The sequence below is a fragment of the Ornithinimicrobium humiphilum genome (assembly GCF_006716885.1).
GTDB classification, from domain to species: domain Bacteria; phylum Actinomycetota; class Actinomycetes; order Actinomycetales; family Dermatophilaceae; genus Ornithinicoccus; species Ornithinicoccus humiphilus.
Genome location: NZ_VFPU01000002.1, coordinates 80,893 through 94,556 on the forward strand (window position 1 = coordinate 80,893; position 13,664 = coordinate 94,556).

13 protein-coding genes and 3 tRNA genes are annotated in these 13,664 nt (G+C 72.5%); 9 read left to right on the plus strand and 7 right to left on the minus strand.

The annotated features are described in order from the left end of the window. Nucleotides 1–114: 114 nt before the first annotated feature. Nucleotides 115–300, minus strand: a complete 186-nt coding sequence (locus tag FB476_RS13975) for a hypothetical protein (RefSeq protein WP_141820468.1) — start codon at nucleotides 298–300, stop codon at nucleotides 115–117. Nucleotides 301–585: 285 nt separating this feature from the next. On the opposite strand from FB476_RS13975, the gene FB476_RS13980 reads away from it, so the two are divergent. Then, on the plus strand, nucleotides 586–2,394 hold the full coding sequence (locus FB476_RS13980) for an LVIVD repeat-containing protein (protein WP_141820470.1): 1,809 nt from the start codon (nucleotides 586–588) through the stop codon (nucleotides 2,392–2,394). A 112-nt stretch (nucleotides 2,395–2,506) separates the two neighbouring features. Here FB476_RS13980 and FB476_RS13985 read toward each other — a convergent pair whose 3' ends face one another. Together FB476_RS13985 and FB476_RS13990 are read right to left on the minus strand one after the other, a co-directional pair. Next, a complete protein-coding gene (locus FB476_RS13985) occupies nucleotides 2,507–3,175 on the minus strand; it encodes a DUF305 domain-containing protein (RefSeq protein WP_141820472.1) in 669 nt (222 codons plus the stop codon). Nucleotides 3,176–3,342: 167 nt separating this feature from the next. Continuing rightward, nucleotides 3,343–3,804: a MarR family winged helix-turn-helix transcriptional regulator gene (locus tag FB476_RS13990; RefSeq protein ID WP_238329806.1), complete on the minus strand. Its 462-nt coding sequence runs from the start codon at nucleotides 3,802–3,804 to the stop codon at nucleotides 3,343–3,345. 93 nt (nucleotides 3,805–3,897) lie between these two features. Between FB476_RS13990 and FB476_RS13995 the strand changes: the two genes are divergently transcribed. Further along, entirely contained in the window at nucleotides 3,898–4,464 is a 567-nt protein-coding gene (locus FB476_RS13995; protein ID WP_141820474.1) for a YceI family protein, read from the plus strand. A gap of 100 nt (nucleotides 4,465–4,564) precedes the next feature. Here the strand turns inward: FB476_RS13995 and FB476_RS14000 are convergent, their stop codons facing one another. Then, nucleotides 4,565–5,404, minus strand: coding sequence for an aldo/keto reductase (locus FB476_RS14000; RefSeq protein ID WP_141820476.1), 840 nt, complete (start codon nucleotides 5,402–5,404; stop codon nucleotides 4,565–4,567). Between the two features lie 29 nt (nucleotides 5,405–5,433). On the opposite strand from FB476_RS14000, the gene FB476_RS14005 reads away from it, so the two are divergent. Continuing rightward, a complete protein-coding gene (locus FB476_RS14005; RefSeq protein WP_141820478.1) occupies nucleotides 5,434–5,790 on the plus strand; it encodes a hypothetical protein in 357 nt (118 codons plus the stop codon). A 21-nt stretch (nucleotides 5,791–5,811) separates the two neighbouring features. On the opposite strand, the gene pabB is transcribed toward FB476_RS14005, so the two are convergent. Both pabB and FB476_RS14015 read right to left on the minus strand, forming a co-directional pair. Next, entirely contained in the window at nucleotides 5,812–7,887 is a 2,076-nt protein-coding gene (pabB, locus tag FB476_RS14010; protein ID WP_141820480.1) for an aminodeoxychorismate synthase component I, read from the minus strand. 13 nt (nucleotides 7,888–7,900) lie between these two features. Further along, nucleotides 7,901–8,893 (minus strand): pirin family protein, encoded by a 993-nt coding sequence (locus tag FB476_RS14015; protein ID WP_141820482.1) that lies wholly within the window; start codon nucleotides 8,891–8,893, stop codon nucleotides 7,901–7,903. Between the two features lie 100 nt (nucleotides 8,894–8,993). Here FB476_RS14015 and FB476_RS14020 point away from each other — a divergent pair, with 100 nt between their 5' ends. Further along, on the plus strand, nucleotides 8,994–10,430 hold the full coding sequence (locus tag FB476_RS14020) for an NAD(P)/FAD-dependent oxidoreductase (RefSeq protein ID WP_141820484.1): 1,437 nt from the start codon (nucleotides 8,994–8,996) through the stop codon (nucleotides 10,428–10,430). A gap of 1 nt (nucleotide 10,431) precedes the next feature. Here FB476_RS14020 and FB476_RS14025 read toward each other — a convergent pair whose 3' ends face one another. Further along, nucleotides 10,432–10,869: a GNAT family N-acetyltransferase gene (locus FB476_RS14025; RefSeq protein WP_141820486.1), complete on the minus strand. Its 438-nt coding sequence runs from the start codon at nucleotides 10,867–10,869 to the stop codon at nucleotides 10,432–10,434. 36 nt (nucleotides 10,870–10,905) lie between these two features. Between FB476_RS14025 and FB476_RS14030 the strand changes: the two genes are divergently transcribed. From FB476_RS14030 to FB476_RS14050, 5 genes are all read left to right on the plus strand, one after another. Further along, nucleotides 10,906–11,967: a PHP domain-containing protein gene (locus FB476_RS14030; protein WP_141820489.1), complete on the plus strand. Its 1,062-nt coding sequence runs from the start codon at nucleotides 10,906–10,908 to the stop codon at nucleotides 11,965–11,967. Between the two features lie 83 nt (nucleotides 11,968–12,050). Continuing rightward, a tRNA-Glu gene (locus FB476_RS14035) sits at nucleotides 12,051–12,123 on the plus strand. A 22-nt stretch (nucleotides 12,124–12,145) separates the two neighbouring features. Next, a tRNA-Asp gene (locus tag FB476_RS14040) sits at nucleotides 12,146–12,219 on the plus strand. Nucleotides 12,220–12,275: 56 nt separating this feature from the next. Then, nucleotides 12,276–12,349, plus strand: a tRNA-Phe gene (locus FB476_RS14045). Between the two features lie 118 nt (nucleotides 12,350–12,467). Next, entirely contained in the window at nucleotides 12,468–13,661 is a 1,194-nt protein-coding gene (locus FB476_RS14050) for an acyl-CoA dehydrogenase family protein (RefSeq protein WP_238329808.1), read from the plus strand. Nucleotides 13,662–13,664: the final 3 nt, after the last annotated feature.

Sequence of the window (13,664 nt, forward strand, 5' to 3'; positions counted from 1 at the left end):
GAACCGGCCGGTCGCAGGGGGGCTAGCCCCACCCCTCCGGCCGGGACGCGTGGGTCAGGCGGCGCGGGCCTCGGGGTCGGCGATAGAGCGGCCGCCTCGAGGACGCACTCGGGTCTATCTGTGCGCCGACCGGTCGGGCAGGTCGTTCCACCCGCAGACGGGGCAGATCTGGAACTTGGCGGGCTCCCGTGACAGCTCTCCACCGAGGGCTCCGCGCACCTCCTCGATCACCGCCCGGAGCAGCGTGCGCCGCTGGCACCGTGGGCACTCGCCCTGCTGGTCGTTCTCGGTCTCGGCCATGCCCCAGCATGGCACCGGCACGGCGCGCTGGGAAGGGCGTCACGCACCCGCGCCCGACAGTGGTTGTGGCGCAACCGATGAAAATCTTCCAGGAAAGGTTGCCGGAGACGGGTGTGCAGCCATAACGTACAGCCCGGCGCACTCTGCAAGAACCCTGCGAAGGAGCAGGGTTCGCGGTCTGGCCGGTCCCGCGGGACCGACGGGGCCACGGCGACACCGTGCGCCAGGAAAGGTTCGACTCTGATGGCCATCAGATCATCTGTGCAGCGCAAGTGGGCAGGGCCCATGGCCGCTGCTGCAGCGCTCGTCCTGAGCATGGGCGTGGCCCCTGCTACCGCCCAGGACGACTACCCCTCCACCACCGACCCGCGTGCGTCGCTCCAGCCCGGTGAGTCCGTGTCCTCGGGCATGAACCTCGTGGCGCACTTCCCGAAGTCCCAGCAGGCCTTCCCCGGGTCCGGCTCGTACAACTCCGACATGGCGTTCACCGGCAACCACGCCATCCAGGGCAACTACGACGGCTTCACGGTCTACGACATCTCCGACCCGAAGAACCCGACGATCGAGGTGTCGGTCTTCTGCCCCGGCAGCCAGAACGACGTCAACGTCTACGGCAACCTGATGTTCACCTCCGTGGAGGCCACCGGCGGGCGCGTCGACTGCGTCGCCGGCGGCGCCAACGCCCAGAACCGCGCGCGCGGCGTGCGCATCTGGGACATCAGCGACATCAGCAACCCGCAGCAGGTCGCCGTCATCCAGACCTGCCGCGGCTCGCACACCAACCGCCTGGTCGAGGACCCCAACGACCCCGACCACGTCTACATCTACAACAGCGGCACCTCGGGCCAGCGCTCCGCGTCCGAGTACGTCCACACCCCCGAGGGTTACGTCAACGGCCGCTGCCAGCAGACCAGCGCGACCAGCCCCAACCCCTCGCAGTGGATGATCGAGATCATCAAGGTGCCGGTGAAGAACCCCGCCGCGGCCTCGGTCATCAAGGAGTGGCGCCTGTTCGCCGACGAGGAGACCGGCGCGCCCAACGGCCTGCAGAACGGCCCGACCCGCTCCGGCCACCCGTGCAGCACCACGCCGAACCCGTTCAACCCCTCGGCGGCCAACTCGTGCTCGCCGGCCGGCAGCAACTACTCGCCGTCGCCGAACTCCACGACCTGCCACGACATCACGGTCTACCCGGAGATCGGGCTGGCCGCCGGCGCCTGCCAGGGCAACGGCATCCTGATCGACATCTCGAACCCGGCCGACCCGGTCCGGCTCGACCACGTGGCTGACGAGAACTTCGCCTACTGGCACTCGGCCAACTTCAACAACGACGGCACCACCGTGATGTTCACCGACGAGTGGGGCGGCGGCAGCGGCCCCCGCTGCGTCGCCAACCACCGTATGGAGTGGGGCGCCAACGCGTTCTTCACCATCGACCGCAGCGGCCCCAAGCCCAAGCTGGAGTTCCAGAGCTACTACAAGCTCCCGGCCGCCCAGGGCAACACCGAGAACTGCGTCGCCCACCAGGCGAACATCCTCCCGGTGCCCGGCCGTGACGTCATGGTCCAGGCCTGGTACCAGGGCGGCGCGACGCTGCTCGACTTCACCGACCCCGCCAACCCGCGCGAGATCGGCTACTTCGACCGCGGCGCGATCAACCCGACCGCCACGGTGCTGGGCGGCTACTGGTCCACCTACTGGTACAACGGCAACGTCTACGGCTCGGAGATCAACCGCGGCTTCGACGTCCACGAGGTGCTGGCGACCGCTGACCTGACGGCCAACGAGCTGGCTGCCGCCAAGACCGTCCAGCTCGCCGAGCACAACGCGATGTCGATGCGCCAGTACGAGTGGGCGCCCAGCTTCACCGTCGTCCGGGCCCACATGGACCAGGTCGCGCGTGACGGCGACATCAAGGCCAACAAGCTGGCCAACGTCACCAAGATGGTCGACAAGGCCGAGGACGCCTCCGGCAAGAACGCCAAGAACGCGATCGCGCAGCTGCGCGCCGCGTCCAACCAGCTCGACACCAACGACCCGTGGCAGGCCAAGCTGCACGCCGCGATCGTCGCGCTGATGGCCGACCTGGCCTGAGCTCCCGACCGGTGACGGGGTCGCCCTGCGGCCCCGTCACCGCCGGCCTCACGACGAACGGGGCGCCCGCGGTCCTTCCGGACCACGGGCGCCCCGTTCCTTCGTCTGCGGCTCAGCCCCCGATGGTGAAGGGCTGCGCCCCCCGCTCCGCGAGCATGGCGAGCATCCGGTCCATCTCGATGCGCTGGTCGGAGTCGACCTCCTTGGCGATGTTGAAGACCCAGGAGTCCTGCCCCGCCTCGGCCGTGAAGAGCTCGTCGACCATGACCAGTGCGCCCTCGTGGTGCATGTACATGTACTGCAGGAAGAGCGTGTCGAACTCCTCGCCCTCGGCCGCCCGCAGCTCGGCCATCTGCGCGTCGGTGAGGATGCCGGGCATCGGCTCCCCGTCGCCGTGCGCGTGACCGCCGGGCGAGCCGAGGTCGAAGACCGGCTCCCCCCGCTCGCGCAGCCAGTCCTGCATCAGCTCGATCTCGCCCTCCTGGGACAGCTGCATCCGCTCGGCGAAGAGGGCGACCTCCTCGCTCGCGCCGCGCTCGGGCACGAGGGCGGTCATCTCCAGCGCCTGGGCGTGGTGCAGCAGCATGCCGCGCAGGAAGTCCAGGTCCTCCTCGACGACGAGGTCGGGCATCTCCGGGAACGCGGTCAACGTGGTGTTGGCCTCACCGGGAGCACCGCCCTGCAGGATGCGGCCGGTGGGGGCCGCCTGGCCGGTGGGCCCGGCGTCGGCGGCGTCGCCGGTGCACCCCGCCAGGAGCACGCCGACGATGGTCACGGTCACGGGAAGCGCAGCGGCACGGGCTGCACGGGAACTGCTCGTCACGGTCTCTCCATCGAGGTCGTCGTTCGGGCGCCCACAGACGCCGGCGGCCAGTGTATGTTGCGGCTGCACAAAGACCAAGGGGTGCGGGCCACCGAACGAGGCTCGGCCGGAGGCGACCTCCGCGGTCAGACCGAGGCTCGCTCCAGCACCCGCGAGAGGAAGGTGCCGAGCAGCTCCAGCTCGTCGTCGGTCATCCCCTCGAGGAAGATGCCGCGCACCGCGCGGACGTGCCCGGGCGCGGCCGCCTCGAGGGCAGCGCGACCCTCGTCGGTCAGCATGACGAACGAGCCGCGGCCGTCCTCCTGGCAGTCCTGCTTGGCGACCAGCCCACGGGCGGCCATCCGGCGCAGGTGGTGCGAGAGCCGGCTGCGCTCCCAGTCCATCTGGTCGGCCAGTGCGGAGATCCGCAGCCGCTCGTCGGGCGCCTCGGAGAGCACGACGAGGGTCTCGAAGTCCTGGAGCGACAGCTCGCTGTCCTGCGCCAGGGCACGACCTAGGGCGGCCGGCAGCTCGGTCTGCACGCGCAGCCAGCGTCGCCAGACGGCCATCTCACGCTCGTTCAGCCAGGGCACCTCGGTCTCGGACATGACTCCACCCTAGCAGGTACTTGACACGTCATGCACTTGCGTTCTAACGTTGTTGACGGATCAACGACCACCCCCCGTTCCCAGGAGGAACCCATGACCGACGCTCAGACCACCACCGCCACCGTTCGCGACCTCGCCGGCACCTACACCATCGACCCGGCGCACTCGCGTCTCGGCTTCTCGGCCCGTCACGCGATGGTGACCAAGGTCCGCGGCGCCTTCAACGAGGTCTCCGGCACCGCCACCACCGGCCCGGACCTGGAGGGCGCCTCGGTCGAGGTGACCATCCAGGCCGCCAGCATCGACACCCGCCAGGCGGACCGCGACGGCCACCTGCGCTCCGCGGACTTCTTCGACGTGGAGACCTACCCGACGCTGACCTTCCGCTCCACCGAGGTCACCGCGGCCGACGACACCACCCTGCGCGTCACCGGCGACCTGACCGTCAAGGACGTCACCCGTCCCGTGAGCTTCGACCTGGAGTTCCTCGGCTCCGCCCAGGACCCGTTCGGCAACGTCCGCGTGGGCTTCGAGGGCTCCACCGAGATCAGCCGCAAGGACTTCGGCCTGACCTGGAACGCCGCCCTCGAGACCGGTGGCTTCCTCGTCTCCGACAAGGTCGTCCTCGAGTTCGAGATCTCGGCGATCAAGGCCGCCTGACCGAGGCACCGCGCCCGGGCCCCACGGCCCGACCACGCCACGGACCCCCACCGCTCGGACGAGCGGTGGGGGTCCTTCGCGTGCGCGAGGTATGCCGTCGTCAGCGCATCTGGGTGAACTCGGCCGTCCGCGGGTCGGGGAACATCCGCTCCTGCGTGTCCAGACCGGTGACGGCGGCCATCTGGGCCTCGTCGAGCTCGAAGCCGAAGAGGTCGATGTTGGTGGCGATGCGCTCCGGCGTCACCGACTTGGGCAGGACCACGCGGCCCTGCTGGAGGTGCCAGCGCAACACGACCTGGGCGGGCGTGACGCCGAGCTGCTCCGCGAGGTCGACCACGACCGGCAGGTCCAGGTCGGCCGCCTGGCCGATCGGTGCATAGGCCTCGACGACCATGCCGGCCTCGACGGAGGCGCGCTGGGCGTCGGGCTGCTGGAAGGAGGGGTGGACCTCGATCTGGTTGACCGCGGGGACGACCTCGGCCACGGAGAGCAGCTCGGCCACGTGCTCGGGCAGGAAGTTGGAGATGCCGATCGCGCGGACGGCACCCTCGGCGTAGAGCTTCTCGAAGGCGCGCCAGGTCTCGGGCGCCAGGCCCTTGGTCGGCACCGGCCAGTGGATGAGGTAGAGGTCGACCACGTCGACGTCCAGCGCCTTCCGGCTGGCCTCGAAGGCCCTCAGGGCCGCGTCGAAGCCCTGGTCGCCGTTGCGCAGCTTGGTCGTGACGAAGACGTCCTCGCGGGGCAGGCCGCTGGCACGCAGGGCGGCGCCCACCCCGGCCTCGTTGTAGTAGCCGGCGGCGGTGTCGATATGGCGGTAGCCGCTCTCCAGGGCGGTCTCCACGACGCGCTGCGTCTCCGCCTCGTCCACCTGGAAGGTGCCGAACCCGACCTGCGGGATCCGGACACCGTTGTTGAGCTCGAGCATCGGCTGGTTGGTCATCCTCCCAGCCTACGGTCGACACTGGAGGGGTGCCGTCCGAGTCCGGGGGCCCCGAGCGGGCCTGGGAGCAGGAGGCGGAGCGTGCGATCGCCGACCGCCTCGCGGTCCTGCTGCCCGGGCTGGTCGGGCGCCGCGTGCCGGTGCGCGCCGTCGACCGCGGCCCCCTCGAAAAGGTCGGCCGGCTGCGGATGGCCGACGGCACCACCCTGCTCGTCGCGGGGCTCGACGGCGGCCTGGCGCGGGTCGCCCGCGCCCTCCACGAGCGCCACGCGGTGGTCCTGACGGGCTGGTCGCGCGGCCCCGAGGGGGTCGTCGTCACGCTCGGCGGCGTGTCCGGTCAGACGGCCACCCACCTGCGGGTCCGTGGCCTCGACCAGCCCGACTGAAGGCATACCCCGCCCTGATCCTCAGGGGGCCGACGCGGCGGCCCGCTCGAGGGCACGCAGCACCCCGCGGGCCTTGGTGAGCATCTCCTCGTGCTCCTGCTCCGGGTCGGACAGGGCGGTGACCGCCCCGCCGACCCCGAAGGTGACCAGACCCGGCTCCCAGGTGGCGGTGCGGATGACGATCGAGGTGTCCATCGAGCCGTCGAGCCCGATCCACCCGATGGCACCGGAGTAGACCCCGCGGGCCGCGCCCTCCAGCCGGTCGAGGATCTCGGTCGTGCGCACCTTGGGGGCGCCGGTCATCGACCCGCCCGGGAAGCAGGCCCGGAGCACGTCCGTCGGCCCCCTCCCCTCGACCAGCTGGCCGCGCACGGTGGAGACGAGCTGGTGCACGGTCGCGTAGGTCTCGACCACGCAGAGCTCGGGGACGTGCACGCTGCCGGCGCGGCACACGCGGTGCAGGTCGGAGCGCAGCAGGTCGACGATCATGAGGTTCTCGGCGCGGTCCTTCTGGGCCGTGGCCAGGTCGGCGGCGAGCGCGGCGTCCTCCTCGGGCGTGGCTCCCCGGGGGCGGGTCCCCTTGATCGGGCGCGCCTCGACCCGGCCGGAGGCGTCGACCGAGACGAAGCGCTCCGGCGAGCACCCCAGCACGCTGCCGTGCGGGGTGCGCAGCCAGGCGCCGTGGGGCACCGGGCTGACCTCCCGCATGGCGCGGTAGAGGGCGGCCTCGTCGACGTCCCCCCGCGCCGACCAGGTGGTCGTCAGGCAGATCTCGTAGGACTCCCCGCGGGCGATCTCCTCCTGGCAGGTCCGCACCTTCGCCAGGTATGCCGCAGCGTCGTCCCGCGGGCGCGCTCGCACGGAGCGGGCGGGGTCGGCGTTGGCGCGGGGCGCCGTGACCTCAGGAGCACGCGCCCCCGGGCGGGACCGGGCGACGACCTCCGCGACGTCCTCGGCCCACGCCCGCTGCCGCCCCGCGACGGCCTCGTCGTCGAGCGGCTCCAGCCACACCGCCCAGACCTCGGCCGCGTCCGGCAGGACCACGACGCCCCGATCGGCGAAGGTCAGCCAGGCGTCGGGCCACGGCGCCCGGTGGGCGGGGGCCACGCCGAGCGTCTCCGCCTTGAGCTCGTAGCCCAGGTGCCCGACCCAGCCGGGCCGCCACGGGAAGGGCAGCTCCGGCGACCCCACGAGCCGCCAGGCGGCCAGCCCGGCGTCGAGCCGGTCCAGGAGCGGAGGGTCCTCCCCGACGCGGTGCACGAGCTCGGAGGCCAGCGGGCCGGTCGAGTCCGCGACCAGGGACCAGCCGGACCCGTCGGAGGCGTCCAGCCAGATCGACGTCGGGGAGTCGCCCACCAGCCGCTCCCGCAGCGCCCACGGGTCCACCGGCCCGGGCAGGCGGCGCGCCGCGACGCGCACCTCTCGACCGGGTCCGGCCGGCGCGTGCCAGGTCGGGTCGTCGTCCACGCCCACCGGGGTGTCGGCCGGCTCCTCGGTCGTGCCCGTCGGCAGGTCCGGCACGCCGGCGAGCCGCAGGAAGTTGGCGACGATCCGTTCGCCGTGCTCGGAGAGCACCGACTCGGGGTGGAACTGGACGCCCCAGCGACGGGACGTGCGGTCCTCGACGACCATGAGCGCGCCGTCGTCGGCCGCCCACGCCCGCGCGACGAGGGCGCCCGGCAGCCGGTCGACCACCTGGAGGGAGTGGTAGCGCACCACCCGGAACGGGCTGGGGACGCCCTCGAGCAGGCCGGTGCCGTCGTGCTCGACCTCGCTGACGATCCCGTGCCGCGGCAGCGCCATCTCGACGACGTCGGCGCCGTGCAGGTGCGCCAGGCCCTGGTGGCCGAGGCAGACCCCGAGCACCGCGACGGCGTCCTGGCGCAGGGCCAGGTCGGACAGCCCCATGTCCGCGGGCACCTGCGGACGCCCCGGACCGGGCCCGACGACGATCGCGTCGAAGCGGGTCAGCTCCTCGAGGGTCGCCCGCCGGTCGTGCCGCCACACGACGGGCGCCTGCCCGGCGACGCGGTGCAGCAGGTCGGCGACGTTGTAGGTGAAGCTGTCGACGTTGTCGATCAGCAGGATCTCGGGCATCCCCGGGGAGACCTCAGGTGCGCGGCCGGAGCCGCACGTGCGGCAGCACGGGGGCGGGCAGCGACTCCCCGCCGGGGTAGTCGAACGAGCCGAAGCGCCCGTGGGGGTCGTGCCCGAGCTCGGCCTGCCACTGCTCGCGTGCGGCGACGACGTCCTCGTGCGAGCGCCCGACGAAGTTCCACCACATGACGATCTGCTCGCCGAAGGGCGGACCGCCCAGCAGGACGAGCAGGGCCCCCTCGGCGCCGGCGCGCAGGGTGGTCGTGCTGCGCCCGGGAGCCGTGTGCAGCAGCGCGGACGGGGCGAGCGCCGTCCCGTCGACCTCCAGCTCGCCGCGGTCGAGCAGCACCCCGTGCTCGAAGGACGGGTCCAGGCCAAGCGTGAGGACGGCCCCCGGCTCCAGGCGCACCTCGGCCCCGAGCAGCGGGGTGTAGGTGCGCACCGGCGAGGACACGACCCGACCGTCCGCCAGCCCGAGCTCGCCGAGGAAGACGCTGACCACGCCACCGTCGACCGCCATCGGCTCGGCGTCGTGCCGGTCCACGTGCGGCGCGACGTCGGTGCTCCCGGACGGCAGCGCGGTCCACAGCTGCACACCGTGCAGGGTGGTCGGGGCGCCGGGCCCCGTCACGGACACCTCGCTGTGGCACACGCCGTGGCCGGCGGTCATGAGGTTGAGCTGGCCCGGACGCACCCGCAGCACGGCGCCCGTGCTGTCGCGGTGCTCGACCTCGCCGCTGAAGAGCCAGGTGACGGTCTGCAGCGCGGTGTGGGGGTGCGGCGGGACGACCATGCCGCCGGTCTCGGAGACGTCGTCCGGGCCGTAGTGGTCGAGGAAGCAGTAGGCCCCGATCATCGTCCGCCCGCGCGAGGGCAGCGTGCGGCGCACCGTCATCGCGCGCGGCCCGCCCAGAGGCACCAGGCGCGGCTCGATCACCGTGGCGCCCGCCGGCGGCTCCTGCCCGCCGCAGACCCGCTCGTCCGGGGCGGCCTCGAGGTTCGTCATACCGCCCAGTGTGCCCGCCCTTCGGCGGGCGCGGGCCGCGTGATCCACGTAACGTCGTCGTACCAGGAAGGTTGTCGCCGCGGAAAGCGCTGAAACAGTCATGAGCACCCAGCCCCCGACCACCCCCACGACCCCCGACCGGCCGCACCGCGTCCTCGTGATCGGGTCGGGGTTCGGCGCCCTCTTCGCCACCAAGCGCCTCGACGCCCCCGAGGTGCAGGTGACGATGGTGGCCCGCACCACCCACCACCTGTTCCAGCCGCTGCTCTACCAGGTGGCCACCGGCATCCTCTCCGAGGGCGTGATCGCCCCCGCCACCCGTGACGTGCTGGCCACCCAGCACAACGCCCGGGTGCTGCTGGGCGAGGTCACCGACATCGACCTCGACGCCCGCGTCGTCACCGCTGACACCATCGGCCGGGTCAGCACCTTCGAGTACGACAGCCTGATCGTGGCGGCCGGCGCCGACCAGTCGTGGTTCGGCAACGACCACTTCGCCGAGTTCGCCCCCGGCATGAAGACCATCGACGACGCGCTCGAGTTGCGTGGACGCATCTACGGCGCCTTCGAGATGGCCGAGATGGCGGCCGCCGCGGGCGAGCACGACCGCGTCCGCCGCCTGCTCACCTTCGTCGTGGTCGGGGCCGGCCCGACCGGGGTCGAGATGGCGGGCCAGCTCATCGAGATGTCGCGCCGCACCCTGGCCAAGGAGTTCCGGCACATCAAGCCCTCCGACGCCCACGTCGTGCTGCTCGACGCCGCCGAGCAGGTCCTCGGCAGCTTCGGCGAGGACCTGGCCGGCAAGACCCGGCGCAGCCTGGAGAAGCTCGGCATCGAGGTGCGCCTCGGCGCCAAGGTCGTCGACGTGGACGCCGACGGTCTCGTGGTCGAGGACCGCGAGGGCCGCCGGGAGCGCATCGAGGCCACCACCAAGGTGTGGGCGGCCGGCGTCAAGGCCAACCCGCTCACCCGCACGCTGGCGGAGCAGACCGGTGCCCCGCTCGACCGCGCGGGCCGGATCACCCCCAACCCGGACATGACGCTGCCGGGGCACCCCGAGGTCTTCGTGGTCGGCGACATGGTCGGCATGGAGGGTCTACCGGGCGTCGCCCAGGGCGCCATCCAGACCGGCCGGCACGCCGCCGACCAGATCCTGCGCCGGCTCCGCGGCAAGGAGACCGGGCAGGCCTTCGTCTACCACGACAAGGGCTCGATGGCGACGATCTCCCGCTTCCGGGCGGTCATGAAGCGCGACCGGATCGAGCTCACCGGCGTCCCCGCCTGGCTGGCCTGGCTGGCGGTCCACCTCTTCTACATCATCGGCTTCAAGACCCAGGTCACGACGCTGATGCACTGGGCGGTCAGCTTCTTCGGCCGCAGCCGTTCCGAGCGCACGGTGACCGAGCAGCAGGTGCTCGGCCGCCTGGCGCTGGAGTACCTCGGCGAGGACTTCCTCCGTCAGTCCCTGCGCGGCCCGCGCGACGAGGCTGCCGAGTCGCCCGAGATCCCCGAGGTGCTGCGCGACCGGCAGCGCTGACTCAGGGCTCCCGCCGCATCGGCAGGTGCGGGATCCCGTCCTCCACGAAGTCGGGGCCGGTGCGGCGGAAGCCGAAGCGGGCGTACCAGCCCTCCAGGTAGGTCTGCGCGTCCAGCTCCACGGGGGCGTCGGCGGTGCGCCGCAGCGCCTCCTCCACGAGCGCTGCCGCATACCCCTGCCCGCGGTGGTCGCGGGCGGTCGCCACCCGCCCGATCCGGTATGCCGTGCCCGGCCCCTCGAGGAGCCGCAGCGTGGCGACCGGGGCGCCGTCGACCTCGAGCCACAGGTGCAGGGTGCCCGGCTCGGCGTCGCGACCGTCGACTTCGGGATAGGCGCACTCCTGCTCGACGACGAAGACGTCGACGCGCAGGCGCAGCAGGTCGTGCAGGGTGAGCGGGTCGAGCTCGCGCAGCCGGGCGGCGCGCACGTCGGGAACCATGGCGCACAGCGTAGGCCGCCGGACTACGGTCGGAGCATGACCATCGAGCCCGTCGACGCCCTGCGCCGCATCGCCTTCCTGCTGGAGCGCAGCCGCGCCGAGAGCAGGCGCGTCGAGGCCTACCGCAACGCGGCGAAGGTCCTGCTCCCCCTCGGCGAGGAGGAGGTCCGCCGCCGGGCGCAGGACGGCACGCTGACCGAGCTCTCGGGCATCGGGCCGTCGACCTCGGCCGTCATCGCCCAGGCGGTCGCCGGGCAGGTGCCCGACAAGCTCGCCGAGCTGGAGGCCGCCGCGACGGGGCCGCTGGCCGAGGGAGGGCGCGAGCTGCGGGCGCTGCTGCGCGGCGACCTGCACACGCACTCCGACTGGTCCGACGGCGGCTCCCCGATCGAGGAGATGGTCGCCTCGGCGCTCGAGCTCGGCCACGACTACCTCGCGCTCACCGACCACTCCCCCCGCCTCACCGTGGCCCACGGGCTCACCGCCGCCCGGCTGCGGCGCCAGCTCGCCGTCGTCGACGCCGTCAACGCCCACGTCGGCGACGCCTTCCGGCTGCTCAAGGGCATCGAGGTCGACATCCTCGACGACGGCGGCCTCGACCAGGAGCCGGCCCTGCTCGCGGAGCTCGACGTGCGGGTCGCCTCGGTCCACTCCAAGCTCAGGATGGACAAGGAGGCGATGACCCGGCGGATGGTCGCCGCCGTGCGCAACCCGCTCACCAACGTCCTGGGCCACTGCACCGGCCGGCGCGTGATGCCGCGCAGGGGCGACCGGGCCGCCCGCTCGGGCTCGGCGATGCGGCCCGAGAGCGAGTTCGACGCCGAGGCCGTCTTCGCCGCCTGCGCCGAGACCGGCACGGCGGTCGAGATCAACTCCCGCCCCGAGCGCCAGGACCCTCCGGGGCGGCTGCTGCGGCTGGCGGTCGACGCCGGCTGCCTCTTCGCGCTCAGCACCGACGCGCACGCCCCCGGACAGCTCGACTTCCTCGACTACGGCTGCGAGCGGGCCGAGCGCCACGGGGTGCCCCCGGAGCGCGTCGTCAACACCTGGCCGCTGGAGCGGCTGCTCGCCTGGGCGGATCCGGACGCAAGCCCCTGACCTGCACAAAGACGCCAACGGGACCCCGGTTTTGGAAGTTGCGGCGTTCTGCCCGTATGCTCTTCCACGTCCTCAACGGATAGGCCCCCATCGTCTAGTGGCCTAGGACCCCGCCCTTTCACGGCGGTAGCACGGGTTCGAATCCCGTTGGGGGTACACAGGCCTCGCCTGAAAACGAGGCCCCGTGGCGCAGTTGGTTAGCGCGCCGCCCTGTCACGGCGGAGGTCGCGGGTTCGAGTCCCGTCGGGGTCGCAGAGAGTGCGGCGTGGTCCAGACCGAGAGGTCTGGACCACGCCGATCACTACTCTGGCCAGGTAGCTCAGTTGGTACGAGCGTCCGACTGAAAATCGGAAGGTCGGCGGTTCGACCCCGCCCCTGGCCACGGCGAGAAGCCGCGGGGCTGCCCTGATGCCCCCGCGGCTTTCGCGTTCTTCAGGGGCCTCCCACGTCTGCGCCCCTCCCACGTCGGCCGCGTGCCCCTCCCCCGGTATGTTCGGCGCGTGACCACCTCGATCCGCCGCCTGCCGCAGCCCGTGAGCCCGGACGACCTCCTGGACCTCGACTCCCTCCTCGACGACGAGGAGCGCGCCGTCCGCGAGACCGTCCGCCAGGTCGTCGACGAGCACGTCCGCCCGCACGTGGCCGGCTGGTACGAGGCCGGCGAGCTGCCCGCCCGCGAGCTGGCGCTCGAGCTGGGCAGGGTGGGGCTGCTCGGGATGCACCTGGAGGGCTACGGTTGCGCCGGGACCAGCGCCACCGCCTACGGGCTGGCCTGCCTGGAGCTGGAGGCCGGGGACTCCGGCGTCCGCTCCCTCGTCAGCGTCCAGGGCTCGCTGGCGATGTACGCGATCTGGGCCTACGGCAGCGAGGAGCACAAGACCACCTGGCTGCCCCGGATGGCCACCGGCGAGGCGATCGGCTGCTTCGGGCTCACCGAGCCCGACTTCGGCTCCAACCCCGGGGGTATGCGGACGCGCGCCCGCAAGGACGGGTCCGACTGGGTGCTCGACGGCTCCAAGATGTGGATCACCAACGGTTCGATCGCCGACGTCGCCGTGGTCTGGGCGCAGACCGACGAGGGCGTACGCGGCTTCGTCGTGCCGACCGGCACCCCGGGCTTCACCGCCACCGTGGTGCACCACAAGATGTCGCTGCGCGCCTCGGTCACCAGCGAATTGGTGCTCGAGGGCGTCCGGCTGCCCGCCTCGGCCGAGCTGCCCGGCGTGCAGGGCCTCAAGGGCCCGCTGGGCTGCCTCAACGAGGCCCGCTTCGGCATCGTCTTCGGCGCCGTCGGGGCCGCGCGCGACTGCCTGCTCACCGCGATCGACTACGCCCGCACCCGCGTCCAGTTCGACCGGCCGATCGGCGCCTTCCAGCTGACCCAGGCCAAGCTCGCGGACATGACGGTCGAGTACTCCACGGCGCTGCTGCTCGCCCTCCACCTGGGCCGCGCCAAGGACACCCGGGGCGTGGCCCCCGCGCAGATCAGCCTGGGCAAGCTCAACAACGTCCGCGAGGCCCTGCAGATCGCCCGCACCACCCGCACGATCCTCGGCGCCAACGGCATCACGCTGGAGTACCCCGTGATGCGGCACGCCAACAACCTCGAGTCGGTGCTCACCTACGAGGGCACGAGCGAGATGCACGCGCTGACGATCGGGCAGGCCCTCACCGGCGAGCAGGCCTTCCGCTGAGCG